This window comes from Pseudomonas sp. PA-1-6B, assembly GCF_021609545.1.
Lineage (GTDB): Bacteria > Pseudomonadota > Gammaproteobacteria > Pseudomonadales > Pseudomonadaceae > Aquipseudomonas > Aquipseudomonas fluorescens_BV.
In genome coordinates, this window is the sequence record NZ_WJZM01000075.1 from 1 (window position 1) to 26,564 (window position 26,564).

Below are 26,564 nucleotides of genomic sequence, written 5' to 3' on the forward strand. Positions count from 1 at the left end.
GAATTCCGGCCAGCGTGGTTTAACGGGGCGCCTAAGATCAAAAGCAGATCAAGATCAAGAGCGGCTCGCTTCGCATCGTGGTTACCGTTGAGCTAACAGAGTTATGTAGATACCTATGCTGCGATAGCGGTAGTCCAGTTAAACATTCAGTGACTGACACACCGCCCCGCACAATTTGCCTGCATCAGGTCAGAGGTATTTGAGCCACGCCAGGTCCCGCCGCCGTGCTTTCAGGCCGGCGAACCAACGCACGGGCAAGTACAGGGCAATCGGCAACAGCAGCGCTGCCAACCACACCGCACCGATATCGTCGAAGCCAAAGTAAGTGCCATGGTTGAGGCCAAACAACGCAACGCAAGCCACATAGAGTATTTTCAATACATAGAGGTGCAACAGATAAAAGAACATCGGCGCCGCGCCGAACACTGCCAGCACACCGATCCAGCGCTTATGCCCGGCGCGTTCAAACGCCAGCAGCAACAGCAAGCCAATCCCCAGGGTCAACGCCAGGAACAACAGCGAAGGCGGGTACTTGGTGATATTGAAAAAGCTCATCAGCGTCAGCACGCTGCTGTCATACGCCTGCCAAGGCTGCTCGCCATAGCCGTTGAGCGCTCGCAACAACCCAAAGCCCACCAACGTGCCCACCCCCGCGAACAGTAAATAACGCTGACGCACAGCCGGCAGCGTGGCATTGGCAAACCATGGCCCGAGGCCGTAACCCAGGGCAATCACACCGATCCATGGCAGCACCGGGTAGGTGGTGCGCAGGCGCAGGTTTTCAGAGACTTCAATCCAGGTGCGTTCATGCAGGATGGCCCACGGCACATGCAACATCGAACCCGCTGCGAAGTGCAGCCCATCGAGCAGGTTGTGCCCGGCGATAATCAACAGCGCCAAGCCGATCAGCCAGGCACGCGGTAGCCAGACCAACGCGGCGAGGGCGATCATGCTGATGCCGATGGCCCAGATCACTTGCATGTAGATCACGCTGGGCGGCAGTTGGAAGGTCCACGCGAAGTTGACCAGGGTGAATTCCAGCACCACCAGGAACAGCCCGCGCTTGAACAAGAATGCCGACACGTCGCGACGACCCTGATATTTCTGGCCGTACAGCCAAGCCGACAATCCGGTGAGCAGCACAAACACCGGCGCGCACAAGTGGGCCAGGGTGCGGCTGAAAAACAACGCAGGCTCGGTGCTGTCTATGCTCATGGGGTCGCTGACCTGGCGGTGCAGCAAGAAGGTTTCACGCACGTGGTCCAGCAACATGAACAGGATCACCAGGCCGCGCAGGGCGTCGATGGACAGCAGGCGTTTGCGTAAAGTCATAGCGTCAGTCATAAGTTAAGGATCACACGCAGGCAAAATATTGACGTTATTCTATAACATTAAGCGAGGCGCTGATGACAAGCATGACCCCACACTCGGCCGAAGCTGTAATCGCGTTCTGGAAACAGGCGGGGCCCAAGCGTTGGTTCGCCAAGGACGAGGGGTTCGATAGGGACTTTCGCGATAGATTCAACGCGGCTCATATGCAGGCTGCACGGCGTGAACTCGAAGATTGGTTGACCACGGCGGATGGCGCGCTGGCGTTATTGATCCTGCTGGATCAGTACCCGCGCAACGCCTTTCGCGGCACGGCGCATATGTTCGCCACCGACCCGCTGGCGCGGTTGTATGCGCGAAAGATGGTGGACGCGGGATTGGATCAACAGGTTGAACCTCAGTTGCGCGCGTTCTGCTATTTGCCTTTTGAACATTCGGAAGACCCGCAGGACCAGCAACGCTCCCTGGCCCTGAACCAGCAGTTGGATGCCAGCACCTACCACTGGGCCAAGGAGCATGCCGACATCATCGAGCGGTTCGGGCGGTTTCCCCATCGTAATGGGGTGTTGGGCAGGGCGAGCACCGATGAAGAACTCGCCTTCCTCAAGGCCGGTGGCTTCGCCGGTTAGGCGTGTTCTGGCGCCAGGCTCTGCTGGGTGGCGACACGGCGAGACCGCCGCACGCCCTTGAGGTCTATCGCCCAACGCAACGCTTCAGTGGCTGAAGGACGCGGGCCTTGGGTGATCGCCTGTTCATCCTTGCCCAGTGCGTCGAGGTAACCCTGGGCACCGCCGCGTTCGCTCCAATAGTGAGTGTGGCTGAGCCAGGACTTGGCCAGCCAGCCTTTGCCGTTGCCCACGGTCACCGGCAAGTCCAGCACGCCGCCGCCCATCACAGGCTTGACCGGGCCGCCGACGATATCGCCGAACAGGCCGAAGGGGGCAGGGAAGTACAGGTTGGTCCAGCGCGTGACGGCAAAGGCTGCGGCGTGGTGCAGGTAGTGCGGGGTGAAGGGCTTTTGGCCGAGCATCAGCGGTTGGCGGGCGTTGTAGCCGTAGCCTTGGGTGTCTTCGGTCGGCGGGCAGGCCGGGGCTTCGCGACGTTCCATGCGCTGTTTGAAGTCACTGACGCTGCGGCCCAGCAACAGGCTGGCGTGAGCCATCGGGCTGCCGACCGTGACCAGGTCGGTGATGCGCCACAGGTTGCCCAGGCCGCGTTGTTCGACAAACGCCTCGGCCTGTTGCTGACGAAAATTCAACAGGCTGCTTAGGCTGCCGTCCAGCAAGGCGCCGGCGGCGGGCAGGGCATCCTTGACCACCGATTGCAGCGGTTCGCGGTTGGCATAACGGGCCGCCAGCTCACGGTTGCTGGGGATCAGTTGGGTCAGTTGGTCGTGGTACTCATGCCAGAGGTAGCCGACGATGTCATAGGCAATCACGCTGCCCAGGCTGTGACCCACGACGATGATGCGCTCGTAGTCACCCTGGTTATGCAGGGCACGCAGCAGGCCTACACCATCAGCACGGATCTGCTCGCGCACCATCACATTCTGCGGGTTGGGGCTGAGGTAGCGTGCGGCGTCTCCCAGGTACGCCAGAGCCGAATAGCGCAGCCCCAGTCCCATGGCCGCGAGCAGCAGGGGGATCAAGGCGAAAGGGTTGTCGCTGGGGGGCAATTGGCCCCAGGCCGTGGCCAATGTACCGCTGGCAACCAGCAGCAATAACACCAGCACCGTCCAGCGCGTGCTGCGCCAGATCGGTACGATGGCCTCGGGAATGTCGCGACGCGGGCGCTTGAAGATATCCCACAGCCAGCCCAGCAGATGGCCGAGCTTGGTACCCTGCATCTTGTGGGCCCAGTAGTACTCATAGAAATCCGTCGAGGTGCGGCCCGAGGACTTCAGTACGCGCAGGTCGAAGTTGCGCGACAGCCGATCCGGCTTGCTCCAGTACAGAGGTGTGCCATCGGGGGTGTCCGCGGGGATCATCGCTTCGACAAAGCCGCGCAAGGTGTCCATTGGGCGCTGTTCGCCGATGCCGTGGATAACCACAACTGCTTGTTTCATGTGCTGTTCCTTCCTTGAAAATCAGCGGTAGCCATAATATTGCCACTAGCCGCGCTATTCCCGCCAGGAATGCCCCCATAAAAACCCTGCATTGTCTTTATCGGCCCGGATCTCGTAGCGTGATGGCTCACACCAGGAGATTGCCCATGAGCCAAGGCCCGCTGCACCTCTACGTTGATTCGCTGTTCACCAGCCCCTATGCCATGTCGGTGTTTGTCGCCTTGCGCGAAAAAGGCCTGACGTTCGAGACCCTCACCCTGGACCTCGATGCCGGGCAGAACCAGGCGGCAGATTACGCCCGACGCTCCCTGACCCAGCGAGTGCCGACCCTGCTGGACGGTGATTTTGCGCTGTCGGAGTCTTCGGCCATCACCGAGTACCTGGACCAGGCCTACCCCGAGAGCAGCGTGTACCCGGCGGATGTGCAGCAGCGGGCGAGGGCGCGACAGGTTCAAGCGTGGTTGCGCAGCGACTTGCTGCCGATTCGCCAGGAGCGCTCGACGCTGGTGGTGTTCTGCGGGCAGAAGAGGCCGCCGTTGTCAGCAGAGGCTCAAGCCGCCGCGACCAAGTTGATCAGCGCGGCGCAAGCCTTGCTGGCGGATAACCGTGAGTACCTGTGCGGGCAGTGGTCGATTGCCGATGTGGACCTGGCGGTGATGCTCAATCGCCTGATCCTCAATGGCGACCCGGTGCCAGCGCAACTGGTGGCCTACGCGCAACGCCAGTGGCAGCGGCCGTCAGTGCGCGAGTGGGTCGAGCTGCGACGGCCCGCGCTCTAGCTCTGCCTGCTGGGCAACGCGCCGGTCGAGGTCTTCCCAATCGGCCATGCCCAGAACACGCATGGTGTTCAAACCGCGCAAGTAGCCGCGCAGTTGCTCAGCGCTGGCGCTGCCTTTTGCAGCGTCGGCGTGTGGGTCCAGCAGCACGGTTTCGTACTCGACCAGGTAGTCGGCGACTCGCTCGCGAAACTCTGGCAGGACTGCCTCGCGGATACGATCGAAGATTTTCTGGTAGGGCTTCATGGCGGGGTCCTTATAGATTTTATGGGCGGCCTGACACTATCGGTTCAAATGATAGTCACCATCAAGGATCACAAGTTCTGTTTTTTCGCCAAACGCGCAGAATCTGCACATCGAGACGCAGCCCAAGGAAAATGCGCGATGAGGACGATTATCCAGTTGGCTTTGATGGCCCTGATGCTGGGCACCGCGGTCATGACCACCCCGGCGATGGCCGATGAAGTGCGTACAGGCCATTTGCTGCCACTGGTGGGTAGCGTAGACTCCCTGCAGCGTGCCCAGTCGGTGGGGGTGTTGTTCAGTGAAAACACCCGCGACAACCTCAGCTACCTTGAACGCTACCACGCCATGGCGCTGAACGGCGCCAAGGATGCCCTGGATGGGCGAATTCGCGAGGCGTTCGTCAACAGCTCCGACCCGGAACTGGCGATCGACTGGTTGATGCACTCGTTGCAGGGCACTTTTCTCTCGGTGACGGTCTATAGCAGCCTGGATGCCCTGGTGCAGGCGCACCCGGATGTGGTTGTGGTGCTCGATACCCATAACCAATTGCTGACCCAGCGTAATGACCGGGTCGAAGCACGCTTTGTCGCACGCTTCTACGACGCGAACCTGCAGTTTATCGCCAAGGCCGAAGGCTCGATGGACAAGCACGTGCCGTCAGTGTGGGTGCACGACAAGGCGGCGCCGGAGATTGCTGCACTGATCGAGCAACAACGCGATGTACAGCAAGATGCCCTGAAGCAGTTCGATGCGTCGCTCAAGGCCCTGGTTCGCGCAGGTTGACCCGCGAATGGTTGTGAACCCTATTTGGTTATTTTCAGGAATGTTTATGCGCTCTTTCTTCGCCCCGGCCCTGGCTTGTGCTTCGTTATTGCTGACCGGCTGTATCACGGCGCCCAATGCCCCATCACTGACCCTGCAAACCAACAAGACCCCCGACGGCTATGTGCAATGCGTATTGCCCAAGCTGGAAAAGCACGGCATCACCTCGACCGTCACCCAGAACTCGCGCCACGCCAAGGTGCTGTTGACCAGCAAGATTGCCGCCGATGATGTGCTGGAGGCCTACAAGTCCCAGGACGGCACCAAGGTCTTCCTGTACGAGCGCAAGCCGCTGGCTTCGGCGATCAAGCCATCGCGGCTGGAGCAGGCCGCACAGGATTGCAGATAAAACCAGGCACAACGCAAATGCAAATGTGGGCGGGGGCAACGTCCTACAGGGTATTGGCCCCATTTGGATCAGGGTTTGGCTTCGTTGCTGAAGCTGTCGACAGTCTTGATCAATCCCTGCGCCGCCAACGCCACCAACTCACCGCCTTTCTCCACAGTAGCCAACGCTGGGTCCGAGCCCATGCGGCCGTCAGGGAAGCGCGCACGGAAGTCCAGGGCCTCGCGGATCGGGCCGGTGTTGGCGATTTGTGGTGAGTACTCGGCAGACTTGATCGCGTCCGGATACGCCCACTGCGTCACGGCAATTTCCGACGGCGTGGCGTGGCTGCCATGCCCGACCGGGAATTGACGCTGGGCCAGGTCAGTGACGCCTTCCAGGTCCCACCAGTTCACCAGCTTCAGCGCGAACCCGGCCGGGCGGCGGGCGAAGCTGGCTTCGGCGTACAGCTCGGAGAACGCCGCTTCAATCGTGGCGATGTTGCCGCCGTGGCCGTTCAGGAACAGGATCTTTTCGAAACCATGCCCGGCCAACGAGCGCACCCAGTCGCCAATTGCGGCGATAAAGGTGGAAGGGCGCAGGGAGATGGTGCCGGGAAAGCCCAGGTGGTGTTGGGCCATGCCGATATTGAAGGTCGGGCCGACCAGGATATCGGCGTGCTTCTGGGCGTGGTGGGCGATGATCTCCGGGCACATCCAGTCAGTGCCCAGCAGGCCGGTGGGGCCATGTTGCTCGTTGGAACCGATGGGAATCACCACCGTGCGGCTGCGTTCCAGGAACTGCCCGATTTCGATCCAGGTGGAGGTGTGTAGAAGCATGCGACGCTCTCTTTTATCTATGGGGACAGGCTATCCGCCACGGATTGTACGACTACTCGCCACCTGTTGGGGTTTGCAATTGAGGTAGGTCGATGACTTCAGCCAGCGCTGGTCGGGGTACCACGAAAACATGAACTGCCCGTCCTTGAGCTTGTCCACCACTTGACGGGCAACTTGCGGGCGCACGGCCGGGCAACCCTGGCTGCGGCCGATACGGCCTTCGCGCTTGCTCCACAAGGGGCTGACGTAGTCGGCGGCATGAATCACGATGGCGCGGTCGCGGGCCTGGTCATTGAAGCCGGGTTCCAGACCGTCCATGCGCAGCGAGTAGCCATGGGCGCCCAGGTAGCTTTCCTGGGTGCGGAACAACCCCAGGCTCGACTGGTGGCTGCCCTCGAGATTTGAGAACTGGGTAGCGAAGTTTTCCCCGGACTTGGCACCGTGGGCCACCAGGTCGCGCAAGACCAGGGTCTTTTTGCGCAGGTCGAAGATCCACAGGCGACGGGCGGTCGAGGGCTGGGAGTAGTCAATAACCGCTAGGCGATCGGAACGTTCCTCGCCGTTATTGACCGCGCACTGCACGGCGCTCAGGGCGCTTTTCAGTACGGTGGGATTGAGTTCTGGAGCCGAGCGCGCCAGGCTGCTATACAGGGAAGGAGAGGTGCCATTGGCGGCGAGCGCAACATTGCTCAATAAAGCCAGGCACCCAGTGATCAAGCCCAGGCTGGTTAGCCTGAGCAGGCGTATAAAAGTCAACATCTACAGTCGAGTCCCCGCTGTGGAGTGGAGCTAAGTCAATTGTTCAAAAAACACGCATGTTACTTGAGCATTTGCCTGCTCGTTGCACCATTGGTCGCTACAGCCGAAACGCTGCCGGTGGAGCCATTGCCCGTCACCACCCCTGCACCGGTCGCGCTGGCGCCACTGCAACAGGCGTTGGCGCAGTTGACCAGTGTCTGCCCGCACCTTGCGCGGCGTATCGATGCCGCCGCGTTGGTGCGCCTGCGAGCCTTTTATCAGCAGCAGGGCGATGCCCCGCTGTGGTCGGCTGACGAACGCCGGCAAGCCTTGCACAGCCAGTTGCTGATGCTGGCCGACGATGGCCTGGACCCCATCCACTATAGCTTGCCTGCGGCGGATGCCACGGCCAACGTGCTGTGCAGCGATATCGCCAACAGCCAGCAGTACCTGCAAGCCCTGCAAGATTTGCATTACGGGCGCCTGCAGCAATCGCGTTTTGAGCCTCTATGGCATTCACAGCCGCCCAGCGGCGATCCTAATGCCGAGGTACTGGCGTTCGCCGCCACCGGCCTGCAAGACATGGCCCAAGCCTTCGATCAGGCGCGGCCCAGCGCCGATTTGTATCGCAGCCTGCGCAATGCCTACGCCGGCGTGCGCCAGCAACCGCTGCCCCATTGGGACCCGGTCGCCGAGGGCGCGTTGTTGCGCCCGGGGATGAACGACCCCCGCGTGCCGGAACTGGCGCGGCGCCTGCACAGCGGTGGCTACCTGGCCCAGTTGCCCAGCGGCAACGGCAAGCAATACCAGGGCGAACTGGTCAAAGCGGTGAAAGCGTTCCAGCTCAGCCACTCGTTGCAGGCCGACGGCGTGGTCGGCGCCGGCACCGTGGCCGAACTCAATATCAGCCCGGCGGTGCGTCGTGAACAGCTGCGCATCAACCTGGAACGCTTCCGCTGGCTGGCCCAGGACCTGGAGCCTGAAGGTGTCGTGGTCAATGTGGCCGCCGCACAACTGAGCGTGTATCAGAGCGGCATCCCGGTGTGGCAAACCCGCCTGCAAGTAGGCCGTGCGGAACGCCAGACACCACTGCTCAAGTCGCGCATCACTCGGCTGACCCTCAACCCCACCTGGACCATCCCGCCGACCATCATGCGCGAGGACAAACTGCCCGCCATCCGCCTCAACCCTGAATACCTGCGCCAGCAAAACCTGCAAGTGCTCGACGCCGAAGGTCACCCATTGACCCCCGACCAAGTCGACTGGGCACGCCCCGGCAATATCCTGCTGCGCCAGCAGGCCGGCCCGCGTAACCCGCTGGGCAAGATTGTGATGCGCTTTCCCAATCCGTATTCGGTGTACCTGCATGACACCCCCAGCCAGCCCTTGTTCACCAAGGGCCCACGGGCGTTCAGTTCGGGATGCGTGCGGGTCGAGCAACCGTTGTTATTGCGCGATCTGCTGGTAACGCCCGCCGAACGTACCCGCACCGATGAGCTGCTGGCGACCGGCGAAACTCATGAATTCAGGCTCGCCACGCCGGTACCGGTGCTGTTGGGGTATTGGACGGTAGAAGTGGATCGTCAGGGCGAGTTGGTGTACGCGCCGGATATTTATGCGCGTGACCCGGTGTTGATCAAGGCCATGGGCAGCGTGCTCTAGGGCACGCTTATTCCGGCATCAGTTGCTGGCGGCATTCCAGCACCAGGCGGGCGCCGCCCAACTCACTGGTGCCGACCTCCAGCTTGAAGCCATGCAAGTTGATGATCGCCGCCACAATCGACAGGCCCAGCCCAAAGCCGCCTTGCTGATCACTCTCATCGACCCGATAGAAACGCTGGAACACCGACGCGCGCTCGGCAGCCGGAATGCCTGGCCCGGAGTCGAGCACTTCGATGCGCGTACTCCCAAGGTCGTTGACTGCCCGCAGGATCACCTTGCCCTTGGGCGGGGTGAACTTGATCGAGTTACTCAGCAGGTTGGCCAGGGCTTCAAACAACAGCGCACGGTCACCGGTAACCCACGGCAGTGAATCAGGCGCCTGCAGCACCAACTCCAGTTCGCCTTCTTCGGCCAGGGGCAGGTAGAAATCATGCAGTTCGCGCAGCAACGGCAGCGGGTCCAGCACCAGGAAGCCTGAGCGACGCTGGTGGTCTTCCAGTTCCGAGATGCGCAGCAGCCCGCGAAAACGCGCCATCAGTGTGTCGGTTTCGGCGATGGCGTCATCGAGCTTTACCGCGTGGGCCGAGTCTTCCTCGGCTTGTTGCTTGATGCGGTAAAGCTGGGCGCGCAAGCGGGTGAGCGGGGTGCGCAGGTCGTGGGCAATGTTGTCGCACACGCCCTTGACCTCGTTCATCAGTTTTTCGATGCGGTCGAGCATGGCATTGACGATGGCGGCGAGCATGTCCAGCTCGTCGCGCCGGTTGGACAGCGGCAACCGGTGCGTGAGGTCGCCGGCGACGATGGCCTCGGCGCTGGCCTGGATCCCGCGAATGCGCCGCAACGGGCGGCGGCGCAGCAGGTGCCAGCCGGCAGCGCCAGGAATGATGGTCAAGGACAGCGCCCACAGCAGGGCGTGCCAGATAATCCGCGTTACCCCGAACAACGAGCCGTTGGCGCGTACCAACACCAGCCAGCGGCCGTCTTCGGTGTGGGTGGCCACGGCGTCGCAGCTGTCCTTGGGCAGTTTGGGGTCATCGGATTGCACGCAATTGGTCAGGGCGTAAATCTTGCCATCCAGCGGCAGGTCGGGTGGTACGGCGCGGATCGGCCCGCTCAAGGGGCGAAATTGCTCATCGAACAGGCCATAGGCGTCAACACCCTTCATGTCGAAGGTCATGCTGGTGGTCAGCGCTTCCACCAGTTCTTCGCCGTCGAAACGCTGGAAAAGATGCTGGCGCTGCAACAGGGAATGGCGCGACAAGTCGCTGAGGTAGCCTGAGACCTCGTAGTACAGCACCCCCATGAGGATGCAACTCCACGCCACGAACAACGAACTGTACAGCGCCAGCAAGCGGCTGCTGGAAGAGCGCCAGCCTTTAGAGGGGTTCAGCAATGACATAGCCCGAGCCTCGTACCGTGCGGATCAGCGGCGTGAGGCCCGGTGGGTCGATTTTCTTGCGCAGACGGCCGATGTGCACGTCGATCAGGTTGGTGCCGGGGTCGAAGTGATAGCCCCAGACTTCCTCGAAAATCATCATCCGCGACAGGATCTGCCCGGTGTTGCGCATCAGGAATTCAAGCAGTTTGTATTCAGTGGGCAGCAGGGTCAGCGGCTGGTCGGCCCGGCTGGCTTCGCGGCTGATCAGGTTCAGTTCCAGGTCGGCCACGCGCAGGGCGGTTTCGAATTCCTGGACCGTGCTTTTACGCCGCAGCAGCACCTCGACACGGGCGGCCATTTCATCCGAGGCGAACGGCTTGGTCAGGTAGTCATCGCCGCCGGCACGCAGGCCGCGCACGCGCTCGTCGACATCGGAGAGGGCGCTGATCATCAGGATCGGCGTAGACACCCCAATAGTGCGCAACGTGGTGACGATGGCCAGGCCATCCAGCTCGGGCAGCATGCGGTCGAGGGTGATCAGGTCGTAATCCCCACTCACGGCACGGACCAGGCCCTCGCGGCCGTTGTCCACCCAATCTACGTCCAGTCCATGGCTACTCAGCTCGGCGACAATCTCGCGGGCCGTTACGGCGTCATCCTCGATGGTCAAAATGCGGGTCATAGGATTACCTGGTGAGCGTTCACACTAGAAGTGGCGACATTTTGCCAAGAAGTTGCTGAATGTTTCCTAAATAAAACTTCATCTTTCTGAAAACGACACCAACTTCCACATTCGACACAGAACAGTGTGGGAGCTGGCTTGCCTGCGATCGCGGTGGTTCAGTTGAAGATTCAGGGACTGGTACACCGCATTCGCGAGCAAGCCCGCTCCCACTGGAGGGCTCGTCAAGTCGGGGAATGCAGATCGCCCGCTTGGAGCAGCTTTTTATTGCAATCTGCATGATCTTGTTAAGTTCAATTTAATTAAGTTATTGAAATTAAAGAGTTTTATTTTTTGTTTCGACTGGCACGTTGCCTGCACTGTCCGTTTTGAGACTTGTAACATCATTTTTCGTGCCTGGAGCAAAACAACAATGATCACATCCTCATCCACGCTGCAAGAGTCAAGCACGCTCTCCGGGGTTTCCTGGGGGGCGATTTTCGCCGGTGCCGCTGCGGCGGCTGCATTGTCATTGATCTTGGTATTGCTGGGCTTCGGCCTGGGCTTTTCGGCGGTGTCGCCTTGGGCTGACAGCGGTATCAGCGCCAAGGGCCTTGGCATTTCCACAATTGTCTGGCTGGCGTTCACCCAGATCGTTGCGTCGGGCCTGGGCGGTTACATCGCCGGTCGTTTGCGGGTGAAGTGGGCCAATATGCACGGGGACGAGGTGTACTTTCGCGACACCGCCCATGGCTTCCTGGCGTGGGCAGTGGCCACATTGATCACGGCGATGCTGGTGGTCGGCTCGGTCAGCAGTGTGGTCAGCGGCGGCGTGAAAGCTGGCGCCAGCGTGGCATCGGGCGCCGCCAGCGGCCTCACCCAAGCTGCGGGCAGCTCTGTAAAGGGTGCCGACAGTGGTGACTTCGGTTACTACGTCGACAGCCTGTTTCGCGATGATCGCCCAGCGGCGGTCAGCGATGATGCAGCCCACGCCGTGGTCGGTCGTATCCTGACGCGTACGTTGAGCAACGACGGCCAACTGGCAGCGGAAGATCGCGCCTACCTGGCCCAAGTGATCAGCCAACGCACCAACCTTAGCCAGGCCGATGCCGAAGCCCGTATCGACAAGGTCTATGGCGACGCGCGCAAGGCTGTTGAAGACGCCAAGCTCAAAGCCAAGCAAGCCGCTGACACCGCTGCGAAAGTAGCGGCCTACACCTCGCTGTGGACCTTCGTGGCCCTGCTCATTGGTGCGTTCTTCGCCAGCTTCGCCGCCACCTTCGGCGGCCGCCGCCGAGATGCCGTGGTGTACGTCGAAACCGAAAACTACGTTCGTTAATTCAAGGAGAACATGATGCGCTCATTACTGCTGTGGTTCCTCGGCGTGCCGATTCCGGTGATCATCCTGATCGCAATTTTCATGCACTAATTGTAGGAGCGAGCTTGCTCGCGAAGAACTGCTGGGCGCCGCGTTCATTCAAAATGGCCGCGGCGTTCTTGCGTTTTTCGCGAGCAAGCTCGCGCCTACAGGTGGCGGGTCAGTCGTCGAACCCAACCTGTTCGTGAATCTCATCCACCTTGAGTTCCAACCGATACGCCACCGCAATAAACAACGCCTGGCACAGGCACAGCGTGGCGCTCAGCGAGCGGAAAGCAAACGAGGAACCTTCATTGACCAACAGCACCGCATTCGCCCGCTTGGCCAGGGGCGACAGGTTGCTGTCGGTGATGATCAGGGTCTTGGCCTGGTGATGCTGCGCGATGCGCAGGCAGTGCTGGGTCTCTTTGCCGTAGGGCGTGAAGCTGATGGCTATCACCAGGTCATTGGCGCGCACGCTGCGCATCTGCTCGCGATAACTGCCGCCTAGCCCCGAGATCAGGTGGATGCGCTTGTTGGTGTGCTGCAGGTTGTAGACCAGGTAGTCGGCCACCGCAAAGGAGCGGCGCACGCCGACCACGTAGATGTTGTCGGCATTGACCACCAGGTCCACGGCTTTCTCGAAGGCAGCGTCGTCCAACTCCAGCCCCAAGCGTTCGATGCCCGACAGGGTGGCGTTGACGCACTCGCGCGCCAGGTCGCCGCCGCTGGCCTTCTGGGACTTGTTGGCGATCATGCTGCGGATGCGCTGCTGGTAGTTCTGCACCGGCGTGGTCTTGTGCGTATACGCCTCGCGAAACAGCGCCTGCATCTCACTGAACCCACTGAAGCCGAAGCGCTGGGAAAACCGCACGATGGCCGAAGGGTGCACTTCGCATTCCCGGGCGATGTCGCTGATCCGATCGACCATGATCCGGTCGCTCTGCTGGCTCATGTAGCTGGCGATACGCTTGAGCTGGCGCGGCAGGCTCTCGTATTCGTCGGTGATCAGCTGCAACAGGCGTTCGGCATTGATCGGAGGGCTGGCGATAGTTTCTTCCAGGGGAGTCTCGGGATCGGTGCGGGACATGGGCAATCCTTCTGGCGTGTTCGTCTGATGCGCTGATAGGTGGCGCAAGTCTACAGGGTAGGCGCAAAAAAATACCCCGGCATCACGGCCCGCGTGGCCTGCTGAAACGATGCATGGGCGCTGGCGTGCCACTATCCTGAGGTATTGGAAAAAATATTCCACTAAAAATAATTATGGAATAAATATTGATTGCTACCAGCGGACGTTCTAGTCTGCTCCCACCAAGAGCGTTTGCCGTCGCCACGGCGGCACAACGCAGGCTGATAAAAATAACAGGAGCCAGCATGGGCCAGACTCGTTTTGCCAGTGGGCGTCAATTGGATCTGATTTGCCTCGGGCGCCTGGGCGTCGATCTTTATGCGCAGCAAGTCGGTGCGCGGCTTGAGGATGTGACCAGCTTCGCCAAGTATCTGGGCGGTTCTTCCGCCAATATCGCTTTCGGCACGGCCAGGCTTGGGCTCAAGTCGGCGATGCTGAGCCGGGTGGGTGATGACCACATGGGCCGTTTCCTGGTGGAATCCCTGGCCCGCGAAGGCTGTGATGTCAGCGGCATCAAGGTCGACCCGGAGCGCCTCACCGCCCTGGTGTTGCTGGGCCTCAAGGACCGCGAAACCTTCCCCCTGGTGTTCTACCGCGAAAACTGCGCCGACATGGCCCTGCGCGCCGAAGACATCAGCGAAGCCTTTATTGCCTCCAGCAAAGCGCTATTGATCACCGGTACGCATTTTTCCACCGACGGCGTGTACAAGGCCAGTCTGCAGGCCCTGGATTATGCGGCCAAGCACAACGTCAAGCGCGTGCTGGACATCGATTATCGCCCCGTATTGTGGGGCCTGGCGGGCAAGGCGGATGGCGAAACCCGTTTCGTCGCCGACCAGAATGTGAGCCAGCATGTGCAGAAGATCCTGCCGCGTTTCGACCTGATCGTCGGCACCGAGGAGGAGTTCCTGATTGCCGGCGGCAGTGAAGACCTGCTCACCGCCCTGCGCACCGTGCGTGAACTGACCCCGGCCACTTTGGTGGTCAAGCTCGGCCCTCAGGGCTGCACGGTGATTCACGGCGCAATTCCGGCGCGCCTGGAAGACGGGGCCATCTATCCTGGCGTGCGGGTTGAAGTGCTCAACGTGTTGGGCGCAGGCGATGCTTTTATGTCGGGCTTTCTCAGCGGCTGGATCAATGACGCCAGCGATGAGCGTTGCAGCCAGTTGGCCAATGCCTGTGGCGGCCTGGTGGTATCGCGCCACGCCTGTGCGCCAGCGATGCCGACCCCCGCCGAACTCGATTACCTGTTCAACAGCCCCGTGCCCATCACCCGGCCGGACCAGGACGTGACCCTGCAACGCCTGCACCGTGTCACGGTGCCGCGCAAAGCCTGGAAGCAACTGTTCATCTTTGCCTTCGACCACCGCTGGCAATTGGTGGAGCTGGCGCAAAAAGGTGGCCAGGCCCCTGAGCGTATCAGCGACATCAAGCAGTTGTTTATCCAGGCCATCGAACGCGTCGAGCGAAAACTCAGCGAGCAGGGCGTCGAGGCGGATGTGGGCCTGCTCGCCGACCAACGCTTCGGCCAGGATGCACTCAACGCCGCCAGCGGTCGCGGCTGGTGGATCGCTCGCCCGGTGGAAGTGCAGAACTCGCGGCCCCTGGCGTTCGAGCACGGGCGTTCGATCGGCAGCAACCTGATTGCCTGGCCCCAGGAACAGATCATCAAGTGCCTGGTGCAGTTTCACCCCGATGACGAGCCGATGCTGCGCCTTGAACAGGAAGCGCAACTCAAGGCGGTGTACGAGGCGTCGTTGGTCAGTGGCCACGAACTGCTGCTGGAAGTCATCCCGCCTAAGGATCACCCGTCCACCTACCCGGACGTGCTCTACCGCAGCCTCAAGCGCCTGTACAACCTGGGCATTTACCCGGCCTGGTGGAAGATCGAAACCCAGTCGGCCGCAGACTGGAAAAAGCTCGACGAACTGATCCAGGAACGCGACCCCTACTGCCGTGGCGTGGTGTTGCTGGGCCTGAATGCTTCCCCCGAGTTTCTCGCCGATGGCTTCAAGCAAGCCAGCCAGAGCAGCACCTGCCGTGGGTTTGCCGTGGGCCGCACGATCTTCCACGAGCCGAGCCGGGCGTGGATGGCGGGGGAGATTGATGATGAAACGCTGATCCAGCAGGTGCAGGCGACCTTCGAACAGCTCATCAATGCCTGGCTCAGCGCCCGACGGTAAATACGATCAAATGTGGGAGCTGGCTTGCCTGCGATAGCAACCTGTCAGTTGCAAATGTACTGCCTGACACACTGCTATCGCAGGCAAGCCAGCTCCCACACAAAGCAGATCCCAGTGAATTCTGAAGATAAAAACAAAAGGTGCAGCCATGCCCGCAATCCGAATTGGCATCAACCCGATCTCCTGGAGCAACGACGACCTCCCGGCCCTCGGCGGTGAGACCCCGCTGAGCACGGCCCTGAGTGAAGGCAAGGACATCGGCTACGAAGGTTTTGAGCTCAACGGCAAATTCCCCAAGGATGCCAAGGGCGTCGCTGACGTGCTGCGTCCTTATGACCTGGCGCTGGTGTCCGGTTGGTACTCCAGCCGTCTGGCCCGCCGTTCGGTGGCTGAGGAGATCGAGGCCATTGCCGGCCATGTCGAACTGCTCAAACAAAACGGTGCCAACGTACTGGTGTACGGTGAAGTCGCCGACTCGATCCAGGGCTCGCGCATCCGCCTGATCGAGCGTCCGCGTTTTCACAGTGAACAGGCCTGGCAGGCTTACGCCGACAAGCTTACCGAGCTGGCGCGCTTCACCTTGTCCCAGGGCGTGCGCCTGGCCTATCACCATCATATGGGCGCGTACGTCGAATCCCCCGAGGACATCGACCAGTTGATGAAACGCACGGGCCCGGAAGTCGGCTTGCTGTTCGATTCGGGCCACTGCTACATGGGCGGCGGCGAACCCATTGAGGTGCTGCGCAAGCATATCGACCGCGTCTGCCATGTGCATTTCAAGGATGTACGCAAACCCGTGGTGCAACTGGCGCGTAACCAGATGTGGAGCTTCCCGGACTGCATCGTCAACGGCACTTTTACCGTGCCTGGCGATGGTGATATCGACTTCGCACCGTTGCTGGATGTGTTGCTCGCGGCGAACTACAAGGGCTGGCTGGTGGTGGAAGCCGAGCAGGACCCGGCCGTGGCGCCCAGCTATATCTACGCGAAGAAGGGTTACGACACCCTGCGTGCGCTTCTCAACCAGAGGACTTGAGTGATGAGCTTGTTGGTCAAAAGCAGCAAACGCGGGCAAACCATGGTTGCCCTGGAGGCGGGTCGCCTGGAGTACGTAGGCTTTGCCGCCTACCGCCTGAGCCTGGGCGAAACCCTGCCGGTCAGTGCGGGCGATCAGGAACTGTGCCTGGTGCTGCTCAGCGGTCGGGTGAATATCGAAGGTGAAGGCTTCAATTGGCAGAACCTGGGTGATCGCCAGTCGGTGTTCGAAGACAAGTCACCGTTCGCCGCCTATTTGCCGCCGGGCACTGGCGCCCGAGTCACGGCCCTGAGCGATGTGCAGATTGCCGTCTGCGCAGCGCCGGGTGCTACGGGTTTTGCCCCGCGCTTGATCCGCCCCGAGCAGTGCAAGCGCAGTGTGCGCGGCAAAGGCGCCAACACTCGCTACGTGTGCGACATCCTGCCCGACAGCGAGCCGGCCCATTCGCTGCTGGTGGTGGAAGTGCGCACGCCGTCGGGGCATTCCTCCAGCTACCCACCGCACAAGCACGACACCGACGACCTGCCGCACCAGAGCTTTCTGGAAGAGACCTACTACCACCAGGTCAACCCGCCTCAGGGCTTCGTGTTCCAGCGCGTGTACACCGACGATCGCAGCATCGACCAGGCCATGGCCGTGGAAAACAGTGACCTGGTGGTGGTGCCCAAGGGCTATCACCCGGTCAGCGTGCCGTACGGCTACGAGTCTTATTACCTGAACGTGATGGCCGGCCCCAAGCGTGCATGGCATTTTCATAACGACCCGCAGCACAGCTGGCTGCTGGACCTGTAAACGGTGTTGGACGGAGAACAAAAACAATGAAGTCGCCGCTACGTTTTGCCCTTAACCGCATGGTCGCCCCCAACCTGTCCCTGCCGGATTTCATCCAGTTGGCGGCGGCTCTCAACTGCGAGGCCATTGAGATCCGCAACGACCTCAAGAACCGTGAAATCGAATACGGCACACCCGCCAGCCGCGTGCGTGAGTTGTGTGCAGCGCAGGGCATCAAGGTGCTGTCGATCAACGCGCTGTACCCCTTTGATGTGTGGAACGACGAACGCCGTGCCCAGGCAATCGAACTGGCCACCTACGCTCGTGAGTGCGGGGCCCAGGGGTTGGTGATGTGCCCGTTCAATCAGCCTGGCGATACGCGCAACGACGCGCAGCGCGCGGCTGGTTTGCGCACGGCGTTGAGCGAGCTGGCGTTGATCCTGCGCGAGTATGGGATTCTGGGTTTCATCGAGCCCCTGGGCTTCACCGTATCCGCCCTGCGCCGCAAGCGCGTGGCAGTGGATGCAATCAAGGCCATCGGTGGCCTGGATGTGTTTCGTGTGGTGCACGACACCTTTCACCATCACCTGGCCGGCGAGCATGAGTTCTTCCCGGAACTGACCGGGCTGGTGCACATCTCCGGGGTGGAAGACCGCGAGGCGCCGCTGGACTCGATCCGCGACGGCCACCGCGTGCTGGTGGGCGAGGACGATATCCTCGGGAACGCGGCGCAGATCGACACCTTGCTGAGCACCGGCTACAGCGGCTATTTGTCGTTCGAACCGTTTGCCGAAAGCGTGCACGGGTTGGCGGATATCCGGCAGGCGTTGGGCAGCAGCATGGCGTATTTGCAAAAGCCCTTGCCATAACGCGATCAAAAATGTGTGAGCTGGCTTGCCTGCGATAGCGGTGTGTCAGGCAATACCTGTGCAACTGATAGACCGCTATCGCAGGCAAGCCAGCTCCCACCGTGGATCGGTGTTGAACATTCCAATTGCATTCATAGGTGCAAGTGATGACCACAACAAGATTGACCATGGCCCAGGCCCTGGTGAAGTTCCTGGATAACCAGTACATCGAAGTCGACGGCGTACAGAGCAAGTTTGTCGCCGGGGTGTTCACTATTTTCGGGCATGGCAATGTGTTGGGCCTTGGCCAGGCCCTGGAGCAGGACAGCGGCGACCTGGTGGTGCATCAGGGCCGCAATGAGCAAGGCATGGCCCACGCCGCCATCGGGTTCGCCAAGCAGCACCTGCGCCGCAAGATTTATGCGTGTACGGCCTCGGTCGGGCCGGGCGCGGCGAATATGCTCACCGCCGCAGCCACCGCCACCGCCAACCGCATCCCGTTGCTGTTGCTGCCCGGCGATGTCTATGCCAGCCGCCAGCCCGACCCGGTGTTGCAGCAGATCGAACAGTTCCACGACCTGAGCATCAGCACCAACGACGCCTTCCGCTCAGTGAGCAAATACTGGGACCGCATCAACCGCCCCGAGCAACTGATGACCGCGGCGATCCATGCCATGCGCGTGCTGACCGACCCGGCTGAAACCGGCGCGGTGACCCTGGCCTTGCCCCAGGATGTACAAGCCGAAGCCTGGGACTACCCCGACTATTTTCTGCAAAAACGCGTGCACCGCATCGACCGACGCCCGGCCACCAGCGCCATGATCGGCGACGCGCTGGCGGCGTTTCGCGGCAAGCGCAAGCCGCTGATCATTTGCGGCGGCGGGGTCAAATACTCCGGCGCCAACCAGGCCCTGCAAGTCTTTGCCGAGCGTTTCGATATTCCGTTCGCCGAGACCCAGGCGGGCAAGAGTGCCGTGGTGTCCAGCCATCCGCTGAACGTCGGCGGCATCGGCGAAACCGGCTGCCTGGCGGCTAACCTGCTGGCGCCTGAGGCCGACCTGATTATTGGCATCGGCACCCGTTATACCGACTTCACCACCTCGTCAAAATCGCTGTTCAAGCACCCCGAGGTGAAGTTTCTCAACCTCAATATCAGCCCCTGCGATGCGTTGAAGCTGGACGGCGTACAAGTGCTGGCCGATGCAAAAGTCGCCCTTGAAGCACTGGAAGATGCTCTGGGCGATTACCGTTCGGGCTGGGGCGAGCAGATCGCCGACGCCAAGGCGCAACTCGACGCCGAAGTCGACCGCGTGCATCAGGTGCACTACCAGGGCGATGAGTTTGTCCCCGAAGTCGACGACCACCTGGACCGTGCCGTGCTGCGGGAATTCATCGAGCTGACCGGTTCGTGCCTGACCCAGAGCGCTGTGCTTGGCGTGCTCAATGCTCGCCTGGCCGATGACGCAATCATCGTGGCCGCCGCCGGCAGCCTGCCCGGTGATTTGCAGCGTGCCTGGCGCAGCAAGGGCGTCAACACCTACCACGTCGAGTATGGCTATTCATGCATGGGCTACGAGATCAATGCCGCCCTGGGCGTGAAGCTGGCCGAGCCGAGCAAGGAGGTCTACGCCCTGGTCGGCGATGGCTCCTACATGATGCTGCACTCGGAGCTGGCCACTTCGATCCAGGAGCGCCGCAAGATCAACGTGGTGCTGTTGGACAACATGGCGTTCGGTTGCATCAACAACCTGCAGATTGGCAATGGCATGGACAGCTTCGGCACCGAGTTCCGCTACCGCAACCCCGAGAGCGGCAAGCTCGACGGTGGCCTGGTGCCGGTGGACTTCGCCATGAGCGCAGCGGCCTACGGTTGCAAGACCTACAAGGTCAGCACGCTGGAACAGCTGGAAGCGGCGTTGGCCGATGCCCGCACGCAAAGCGTCTCCACGCTGATCGATATCAAGGTGCTGCCCAAGACCATGGTCCACGGCTACCTGTCGTGGTGGCGTGTGGGTGTGGCGCAAGTGTCCACCAGTGAACGTACGAATGCAGCGGCCAAAAAACTCAATGAACACCTGGCCAAGGCCCGGCAGTACTAATAACAAGAGGAGTGTTTGCATGTCTTTGAAACTTGGAGTGATTGGTACGGGCGCCATTGGCCGGGACCATATTCGTCGTTGCAGCCAGGCCTTGCTCAACAGCCAGGTGGTGGCCGTCACCGACATCAACCTTGAGCAGGCGGCCCAGGTGGTGGCGGACTTGAAGCTGGACGCCGAGGTATACCCGGACGGCCATGCATTGATCAACGCGCCAGAGGTCGAAGCGGTACTGGTGACGTCCTGGGGGCCGAGCCACGAAGAATTTGTGCTGGCCGCGATTGCCGCCGGCAAACCGGTGTTCTGTGAAAAACCCCTGGCGGTGACGGCCGAGGGCTGTCGCAACATTGTCGAGGCCGAAGTGGCACACGGTAAGCGCCTGGTCCAGGTGGGTTTCATGCGCCCGTACGACCAAGGCTATCGTGCCCTCAAGGCGGTGATCGACAGCGGCCAGATCGGTGAGCCGTTAATGCTGCACTGCGCGCACCGTAACCCCACGGTGGGCGAGAACTACAACACCGGCATGGCGATCACCGACACCCTGATCCATGAGTTGGACGTGCTGCGTTGGCTGCTCAATGACGACTACGTGTCCGTGCAGGTGGTGTTCCCGCGCAAGACCAGCAAGGCGCTGGCGCACCTGCGCGACCCGCAGATCGTGCTGCTGGAAACTGCCAAAGGCACGCGTATCGACGTGGAAGTGTTTGTGAACTGCCAATACGGCTACGACATCCAGTGTGAAGTGGTGGGGGAGAGCGGTATCGCCAGGTTGCCGGAGCCATCTCAGGTGCAACTGCGCAGCGACGCGAAGCTGTCCAACGCGATCCTGATGGATTGGAAGGATAGGTTTATCGGTGCCTATGACGTGGAGTTGCAGGCGTTTATCGACAGCGTGCTGGCCGGGCAGGTTGGCGGGCCGTCGGCCTGGGATGGGTTTGCCGCGGCGGTGGCGGCGGATGCGTGTATTGAAGCCCAGGGCAATGGGCAGATTGTGAAAGTCAGCCTGCCGGATCGCCCGCGCTTCTACGGCTAACTCACTGCAGAAAAGTGGTTGACACTGTGGGAGCTGGCTTGCCTGCGATAGCGGTCTATCAGTGACAGATTGATTGCCTGACTCACTGCTATCGCAGGCAAGCCAGCTCCCACAGTTGATTGGGTTTCCAAATCAATTCTGGAGTTGAGCATGCGAATCGGACTAGTGGGCTACGGCCACGGCGGACGCTTTTTTCATGCGCCGTTGATCGCCACCCTGCCTGGCGCCACCTTTGTCGGCGTGGTGACGCGTTCACCCGAACGTCGCCAGCAACTGAGTACTGACCTTCCGGGTGTCAAAGCCTTCGACTCCATCGGCCAGATCGTCGAAGCCGGCGTCGATGCCCTGGTGATTTCCACCACCCTCAAAGGTCGCCCGGCCCTGGTGCTGGAAGCCATCGAGCACGGGGTGGCGGTGGTCAGCGATAAACCCTTTGCCGCCAACGCCGAACAAGCCCAGGCCCTGATTACCGCTGCCGAGCGCCAGGGCTCGCTGCTCAGCGTCTACCAGAATCGGCGCTGGGATTCGGATTACCTGACCCTGCGCAAACTGATCGACGCCGGCGCCCTGGGCACCATCACCCGCTTTGAATCCCGCGTGGAGCGCTACAGCCCGCAGGCCGTGGGCAATGCCAGTGGTGGCGGCTGGCTGCGCGACCTGGGCAGCCATCTGGTGGACCAGGCGTTGCAACTGTTCGGCCCGGTGGAGCGGGTGTTCGCCCAATTGCACTACACGCCAGAACATCCCACGGTGGATCACGGCTTCTTTGTCTCCCTCACCCATGCCAATGGCGTGATTTCGCACCTGTGGGGCAACGCGTTGCAGAACAGCCAGGCACCGCGATTTCGCGTCAGTGGCAGCCTGGGCTGTTACACCGTCGACGGATTGGATGGCCAGGAAGAAGCGCTGCTGGCCGGTAAGTCACCGAAAACCGAAGGTGAACACTGGGGCGCTGAGGAGCATCGACGCTGGGGCTGGTTTGAGCAAGGGCCGGAGCGTGAGCGGGTGCCGTCGGAGAAGGGCTGCTGGCCCCAATTCTATCGGCAGTTGCTAGCTGCCGTGGTGGGGCAGGGGGCGCTGCCGGTCAATGCCTATGACGTCCTGGAAACCACCCGTATATTGGACGCCGCGCGCCTGAGTGCCGAGCGCCAGCAGGTGGTTTCGACGAAAATAGAATTAAATTCTAAAACAGGTTGATATGGAAATTATTTTCTAATACAGTCTTTTCCAGGTTGCATAAAGTACGTCCCGGAACCTACGGGCGACTCAACAAAAACAAGATCAAAAACAACCAGGTACCGTCAGATGAAAATCTTCAACGCTGTACTGCGAGTTTTACGCCCCCTCCAAGCGCCACGCGGACTGCCCCGCGCCCGGCCGTTCTACTTCTCCTTCCTGAATGTGCTGTGCGTCGAAAACCAGGGCGCGCTGGTGTGCTGCATTCCAGGCGCGCCGGTGGTGCGACTGACAGCCGAGTCCTGATCAACGCAACGTCAAAAAAAACCAACAAGAAAGTGGAGACAGACCGTTCATGAAGACCCCTATCCGTTTTACCGCCCTGGCCCTGTCCATGCTACTGGCCAGTGGCGTTGCCGGCGCCGCCGATCTCAAGGTGGGCGTGACGATGTCCGCGTTCGATGACACCTTCCTCACCTACCTGCGCGAGGACATGGACAAGCAAGCCAAGTCCTACCCCAAGGGCGATGGCGTGCAATTGCAGTTTGAAGATGCGCGGGCCGATGTGGTCAAGCAATTGAGCCAGGTCGAGAACTTTATCAGCCAGAAAGTCGACGCCATTATCGTCAACCCGGTCGATACCGCGTCGACCAAGAACATCATTGCGGCTGCGACCAAGGCGGGTATTCCGCTGGTGTTCGTCAACCGCCGCCCGGACCAGAAAGACTTGCCCAAGGACGTGGTGGCCGTGACCTCCGATGACGTCGAGGCTGGCCGCCTGCAAATGCAATACATCGCCGAAAAACTCGGCGGCAAGGGCAAGGTCGTTATTCTGTTGGGTGACCTGGCGAACAACTCCACCACCAACCGCACCAAGGGTGTCAAGGAAGTGCTGGCCAAGTACCCGGACATCAAGATCGAGCAGGAGCAGACCGGCGCATGGCTGCGTGACCGGGGCATGACCCTGGTCAACGACTGGCTGACCCAAGGGCGTGATTTCAATGCGGTGCTGGCCAACAACGATGAGATGGCGATCGGGGCGTCCATGGCCCTGAGATCGGCCGGCAAGGAAAAAGGCAGCGTGTTGATTGCCGGTGTCGACGGCACGCCCGATGGCTTGAACGCGATCACCAAGGGTGACATGGCCGCCTCGGCCTTCCAGGACGCCAAGGGCCAGGCGGTGGGTTCCGTGGAGGCAGCGCGCAAGATGGCCAAGAAGGAGCCGGTTGAGCAGAACGTGGTGATCCCGTTCCAGTTGATCACTCCGGACAACGTCAAAGACTTTAAGTAGCCCAACATAACAACAAAAGCTGGCAGGGCGGTCACGGCCGCCCTGCAGATGGAGTACCTCCCTATGCTTGCTCAAGCCGCCACGTCTCAGCCCGCCGCCCACCCGGCGCTGGCGCTGGACGAACCCTACCTGCTGGAAATCCTCAACATCAGCAAAGTCTTTCCCGGTGTCGTGGCCCTGGACGATGTGCAGCTGCGGGTGCGCCCCGGCACGGTGCTGGCGTTGATGGGCGAGAACGGTGCGGGCAAGTCGACGCTGATGAAAATCATCGCCGGCATCTACCAGCCCGATGCCGGCGAGATTCGCCTGCGTGGCAAGCCGATCACCTTTGAAACGCCGCTGGCCGCGCAAAAGGCCGGGATCGCGATGATCCACCAGGAACTCAACCTGATGCCCCATATGAGCATCGCCGAGAACATCTGGATAGGCCGCGAACAGCTCAACAGCCTGCACATGGTCAACCACCGCGAAATGCACCGCTGCACCGCCGAGTTGCTGGCGCGTCTGCGCATCAACCTCGACCCCGAAGAACAGGTCGGCAACCTGAGCATTGCCGAACGGCAGATGGTCGAGATTGCCAAGGCAGTGTCCTACGACTCCGACATCCTGATCATGGATGAACCCACCTCGGCCATTACCGACAAGGAAGTGGCCCATCTGTTTTCGATCATTGCCGACCTTAAGTCCCAGGGCAAAGGTATTGTCTATATCACCCACAAGATGAACGAAGTGTTCGCCATCGCCGATGAGGTGGCGGTGTTCCGCGACGGCCAATACATCGGCTTGCAACGGGCCGACAGCATGAACAGCGACAGCCTCATCTCGATGATGGTCGGGCGTGAATTGAGCCAGCTGTTCCCGGTGCGCGAAACGCCTATTGGTGACCTGCTGCTGTCGGTGCGCGACCTGAGCCTGGACGGCGTATTCAAGGATGTATCGTTCGACCTGCACGCAGGCGAGATCCTCGGTATCGCCGGGCTGATGGGCTCCGGGCGCACCAACGTGGCGGAAACCATTTTCGGTATCACCCCAAGTTCCAGCGGGCAAATCACCCTGGACGGCAAGGCGGTGCGCATTACCGACCCGCATATGGCCATTGAGAAAGGCTTTGCGCTGTTGACCGAGGACCGCAAGCTCAGCGGCCTGTTCCCGTGCCTGTCGGTGCTGGAGAACATGGAGATGGCGGTGTTGCCGCACTATTCGGGCAACGGTTTTATCCAGCAGAAAGCCTTGCGTGCCCTGTGTGAAGACATGTGCAAGAAGCTGCGGGTTAAAACCCCGTCCCTGGAGCAATGCATCGACACCTTATCCGGCGGTAATCAGCAAAAGGCCTTGCTGGCGCGCTGGCTGATGACCAACCCTCGCTTGCTGATCCTGGATGAGCCGACGCGTGGTATCGATGTGGGCGCCAAGGCCGAGATCTACCGCTTGATCGCCTTCCTCGCCAGCGAAGGCATGGCGGTGATCATGATTTCCTCCGAACTGCCCGAAGTGCTCGGCATGAGCGACCGGGTGATGGTGATGCACGAAGGTGAACTGATGGGCACCCTGGATCGCGCCGAGGCGACCCAGGAAAAAGTCATGCAGTTGGCTTCCGGGATGACCGCAGTCCACTGATCTACAGAATAAGAAGGTGATGGGTTATGAACGCAATAACAGACAACAAGCCGGCAACCGCACCGGTCAAGAACCGTCGACGCATGCCCACCGAGCTGAGTATCTTCCTGGTGCTGATCGGCATCGGCCTGGTGTTTGAATTGTTCGGCTGGATCGTGCGCGACCAGAGCTTTCTGATGAACTCCCAGCGCCTGGTGCTGATGATCCTGCAGGTGTCGATCATCGGCCTGCTGGCCATCGGTGTGACCCAGGTGATCATCACCACGGGCATCGATTTGTCGTCCGGCTCGGTGCTGGCCTTGTCAGCGATGATCGCCGCCAGCCTGGCGCAGACCTCCGACTTTTCCCGGGCGGTGTTTCCGTCCCTCACCGACTTGCCGGTGTGGATCCCGGTGGCGATGGGCTTGGGCGTAGGGCTTTTAGCGGGGGCGATCAACGGCAGCATCATCGCGGTCACTGGCATCCCGCCGTTTATCGCAACGCTGGGCATGATGGTCTCGGCCCGTGGCCTGGCGCGCTATTACACCGAAGGCCAGCCGGTGAGCATGCTCTCGGACTCCTACACAGCGATCGGCCATGGCGCGATGCCGGTGATTATCTTCCTGGTGGTGGCGGTGATCTTCCACATTGCCCTGCGTTACACCAAGTATGGCAAGTACACCTATGCCATCGGCGGCAATATGCAGGCGGCGCGCACTTCGGGGATCAACGTCAAGCGTCACCTGATCATCGTCTATAGCATCGCCGGTCTCCTGGCGGGCCTGGCCGGCGTGGTGGCCTCGGCACGTGCAGCGACGGGGCAGGCCGGCATGGGCATGTCCTACGAGCTGGACGCGATTGCCGCCGCAGTGATCGGCGGTACCAGCCTGGCCGGTGGAGTAGGGCGCATCACCGGCACGGTGATCGGCGCGCTGATCCTCGGCGTCATGGCCAGCGGGTTTACCTTTGTCGGGGTGGATGCGTATATCCAGGACATCATCAAGGGCCTGATCATTGTGGTGGCGGTGGTGATCGACCAATACCGCAACAAGCGCAAGCTCAAGCGCTGAGTACCTAACCCTGTAATTAGATGGACTCGCCCAAGCCGAGGCGTCTATGCGCCACGGTGGCATTCTTATAGAAGCCAACGACAGCGAGGGCGAGCCCATGAAAAAGCATACGACGATCAATCAGTCTTTGTCAGCCG

Annotated in this window: 25 protein-coding genes; 17 read left to right on the plus strand and 8 right to left on the minus strand. The window is 61.0% G+C overall.

The genetic code is table 11. The annotated features are described in order from the left end of the window. Nucleotides 1-189 precede the first annotated feature (189 nt). On the minus strand, nucleotides 190-1,344 hold the full coding sequence (locus GIV35_RS24715) for a DUF1624 domain-containing protein (RefSeq protein ID WP_236265878.1): 1,155 nt from the start codon (nucleotides 1,342-1,344) through the stop codon (nucleotides 190-192). Between the two features lie 71 nt (nucleotides 1,345-1,415). On the opposite strand from GIV35_RS24715, the gene GIV35_RS24720 reads away from it, so the two are divergent. Further along, nucleotides 1,416-1,958 (plus strand): DUF924 family protein, encoded by a 543-nt coding sequence (locus tag GIV35_RS24720; protein ID WP_105226660.1) that lies wholly within the window; start codon nucleotides 1,416-1,418, stop codon nucleotides 1,956-1,958. On the opposite strand, the gene GIV35_RS24725 is transcribed toward GIV35_RS24720, so the two are convergent. Further along, nucleotides 1,955-3,394 carry a lipase family protein gene (locus GIV35_RS24725; protein WP_236265879.1) on the minus strand — a complete coding sequence of 480 codons (1,440 nt, stop codon included), beginning with the start codon at nucleotides 3,392-3,394 and terminating at the stop codon, nucleotides 1,955-1,957. The genes GIV35_RS24720 and GIV35_RS24725 overlap by 4 nt on opposite strands. Nucleotides 3,395-3,540: 146 nt before the next feature. On the opposite strand from GIV35_RS24725, the gene yfcF reads away from it, so the two are divergent. After that, entirely contained in the window at nucleotides 3,541-4,173 is a 633-nt protein-coding gene (gene yfcF / locus GIV35_RS24730; protein WP_105226662.1) for a glutathione transferase, read from the plus strand. Here yfcF and GIV35_RS24735 read toward each other — a convergent pair. After that, entirely contained in the window at nucleotides 4,132-4,416 is a 285-nt protein-coding gene (locus GIV35_RS24735) for a hypothetical protein (RefSeq protein ID WP_200649427.1), read from the minus strand. The two genes, yfcF and GIV35_RS24735, sit on opposite strands and share 42 nt — an antisense overlap. A gap of 138 nt (nucleotides 4,417-4,554) precedes the next feature. Between GIV35_RS24735 and GIV35_RS24740 the strand changes: the two genes are divergently transcribed. Beyond that, on the plus strand, nucleotides 4,555-5,199 hold the full coding sequence (locus GIV35_RS24740) for an ATPase (RefSeq protein ID WP_236265722.1): 645 nt from the start codon (nucleotides 4,555-4,557) through the stop codon (nucleotides 5,197-5,199). A gap of 46 nt (nucleotides 5,200-5,245) precedes the next feature. Next, nucleotides 5,246-5,587 (plus strand): hypothetical protein, encoded by a 342-nt coding sequence (locus GIV35_RS24745; RefSeq protein ID WP_034125705.1) that lies wholly within the window; start codon nucleotides 5,246-5,248, stop codon nucleotides 5,585-5,587. Nucleotides 5,588-5,655: 68 nt separating this feature from the next. Here GIV35_RS24745 and GIV35_RS24750 read toward each other — a convergent pair whose 3' ends face one another. Together GIV35_RS24750 and GIV35_RS24755 are read right to left on the minus strand one after the other, a co-directional pair. Next, nucleotides 5,656-6,402, minus strand: coding sequence for a creatininase family protein (locus tag GIV35_RS24750; RefSeq protein WP_236265724.1), 747 nt, complete (start codon nucleotides 6,400-6,402; stop codon nucleotides 5,656-5,658). A gap of 30 nt (nucleotides 6,403-6,432) precedes the next feature. Continuing rightward, entirely contained in the window at nucleotides 6,433-7,161 is a 729-nt protein-coding gene (locus GIV35_RS24755) for a murein L,D-transpeptidase catalytic domain family protein (protein WP_019817186.1), read from the minus strand. Nucleotides 7,162-7,200: 39 nt separating this feature from the next. Here GIV35_RS24755 and GIV35_RS24760 point away from each other — a divergent pair, with 39 nt between their 5' ends. Then, complete coding sequence (locus tag GIV35_RS24760; protein WP_236265726.1) at nucleotides 7,201-8,802, plus strand: L,D-transpeptidase family protein; 1,602 nt, start codon at nucleotides 7,201-7,203, stop codon at nucleotides 8,800-8,802. Nucleotides 8,803-8,809: 7 nt separating this feature from the next. Here the strand turns inward: GIV35_RS24760 and GIV35_RS24765 are convergent, their stop codons facing one another. Together GIV35_RS24765 and GIV35_RS24770 are read right to left on the minus strand one after the other, a co-directional pair. Further along, a complete protein-coding gene (locus GIV35_RS24765) occupies nucleotides 8,810-10,201 on the minus strand; it encodes a sensor histidine kinase (protein WP_223024011.1) in 1,392 nt (463 codons plus the stop codon). Then, nucleotides 10,179-10,862: a response regulator transcription factor gene (locus tag GIV35_RS24770; RefSeq protein ID WP_003191687.1), complete on the minus strand. Its 684-nt coding sequence runs from the start codon at nucleotides 10,860-10,862 to the stop codon at nucleotides 10,179-10,181. Before GIV35_RS24770 ends, GIV35_RS24765 begins: the two co-directional genes overlap by 23 nt. Before the next feature lie 412 nt (nucleotides 10,863-11,274). Between GIV35_RS24770 and GIV35_RS24775 the strand changes: the two genes are divergently transcribed. Continuing rightward, the gene (locus GIV35_RS24775) at nucleotides 11,275-12,180 is read left to right on the plus strand and encodes a hypothetical protein (protein ID WP_223024012.1); all 906 of its coding nucleotides are present in this window, start codon (nucleotides 11,275-11,277) and stop codon (nucleotides 12,178-12,180) included. 199 nt (nucleotides 12,181-12,379) lie between these two features. Here GIV35_RS24775 and GIV35_RS24780 read toward each other — a convergent pair whose 3' ends face one another. Continuing rightward, nucleotides 12,380-13,288: a MurR/RpiR family transcriptional regulator gene (locus tag GIV35_RS24780; RefSeq protein ID WP_105226669.1), complete on the minus strand. Its 909-nt coding sequence runs from the start codon at nucleotides 13,286-13,288 to the stop codon at nucleotides 12,380-12,382. 284 nt (nucleotides 13,289-13,572) lie between these two features. On the opposite strand from GIV35_RS24780, the gene GIV35_RS24785 reads away from it, so the two are divergent. From GIV35_RS24785 to GIV35_RS24835, 11 genes are all read left to right on the plus strand, one after another. After that, on the plus strand, nucleotides 13,573-15,510 hold the full coding sequence (locus GIV35_RS24785; protein ID WP_236265455.1) for a bifunctional 5-dehydro-2-deoxygluconokinase/5-dehydro-2-deoxyphosphogluconate aldolase: 1,938 nt from the start codon (nucleotides 13,573-13,575) through the stop codon (nucleotides 15,508-15,510). Between the two features lie 148 nt (nucleotides 15,511-15,658). Beyond that, a complete protein-coding gene (gene iolE / locus GIV35_RS24790; RefSeq protein WP_202691629.1) occupies nucleotides 15,659-16,546 on the plus strand; it encodes a myo-inosose-2 dehydratase in 888 nt (295 codons plus the stop codon). Nucleotides 16,547-16,549: 3 nt separating this feature from the next. After that, on the plus strand, nucleotides 16,550-17,338 hold the full coding sequence (gene iolB, locus GIV35_RS24795; protein ID WP_057977494.1) for a 5-deoxy-glucuronate isomerase: 789 nt from the start codon (nucleotides 16,550-16,552) through the stop codon (nucleotides 17,336-17,338). Between the two features lie 26 nt (nucleotides 17,339-17,364). Continuing rightward, entirely contained in the window at nucleotides 17,365-18,186 is an 822-nt protein-coding gene (locus tag GIV35_RS24800; RefSeq protein WP_223024016.1) for a TIM barrel protein, read from the plus strand. A gap of 146 nt (nucleotides 18,187-18,332) precedes the next feature. Beyond that, nucleotides 18,333-20,264, plus strand: coding sequence for a 3D-(3,5/4)-trihydroxycyclohexane-1,2-dione acylhydrolase (decyclizing) (iolD, locus tag GIV35_RS24805; RefSeq protein WP_236265453.1), 1,932 nt, complete (start codon nucleotides 18,333-18,335; stop codon nucleotides 20,262-20,264). Between the two features lie 19 nt (nucleotides 20,265-20,283). After that, nucleotides 20,284-21,294 carry a Gfo/Idh/MocA family protein gene (locus GIV35_RS24810; RefSeq protein WP_200649131.1) on the plus strand — a complete coding sequence of 337 codons (1,011 nt, stop codon included), beginning with the start codon at nucleotides 20,284-20,286 and terminating at the stop codon, nucleotides 21,292-21,294. Nucleotides 21,295-21,444: 150 nt separating this feature from the next. Next, a complete protein-coding gene (locus GIV35_RS24815; protein ID WP_236265451.1) occupies nucleotides 21,445-22,491 on the plus strand; it encodes a Gfo/Idh/MocA family protein in 1,047 nt (348 codons plus the stop codon). Nucleotides 22,492-22,599: 108 nt separating this feature from the next. Continuing rightward, entirely contained in the window at nucleotides 22,600-22,776 is a 177-nt protein-coding gene (locus tag GIV35_RS24820) for a hypothetical protein (protein ID WP_003191673.1), read from the plus strand. Between the two features lie 49 nt (nucleotides 22,777-22,825). Further along, nucleotides 22,826-23,761: a sugar ABC transporter substrate-binding protein gene (locus GIV35_RS24825; protein ID WP_005787737.1), complete on the plus strand. Its 936-nt coding sequence runs from the start codon at nucleotides 22,826-22,828 to the stop codon at nucleotides 23,759-23,761. Between the two features lie 63 nt (nucleotides 23,762-23,824). Then, nucleotides 23,825-25,378 (plus strand): sugar ABC transporter ATP-binding protein, encoded by a 1,554-nt coding sequence (locus GIV35_RS24830; protein ID WP_236265449.1) that lies wholly within the window; start codon nucleotides 23,825-23,827, stop codon nucleotides 25,376-25,378. A 26-nt stretch (nucleotides 25,379-25,404) separates the two neighbouring features. After that, on the plus strand, nucleotides 25,405-26,427 hold the full coding sequence (locus GIV35_RS24835) for an ABC transporter permease (RefSeq protein ID WP_003191668.1): 1,023 nt from the start codon (nucleotides 25,405-25,407) through the stop codon (nucleotides 26,425-26,427). Nucleotides 26,428-26,564: the final 137 nt, after the last annotated feature.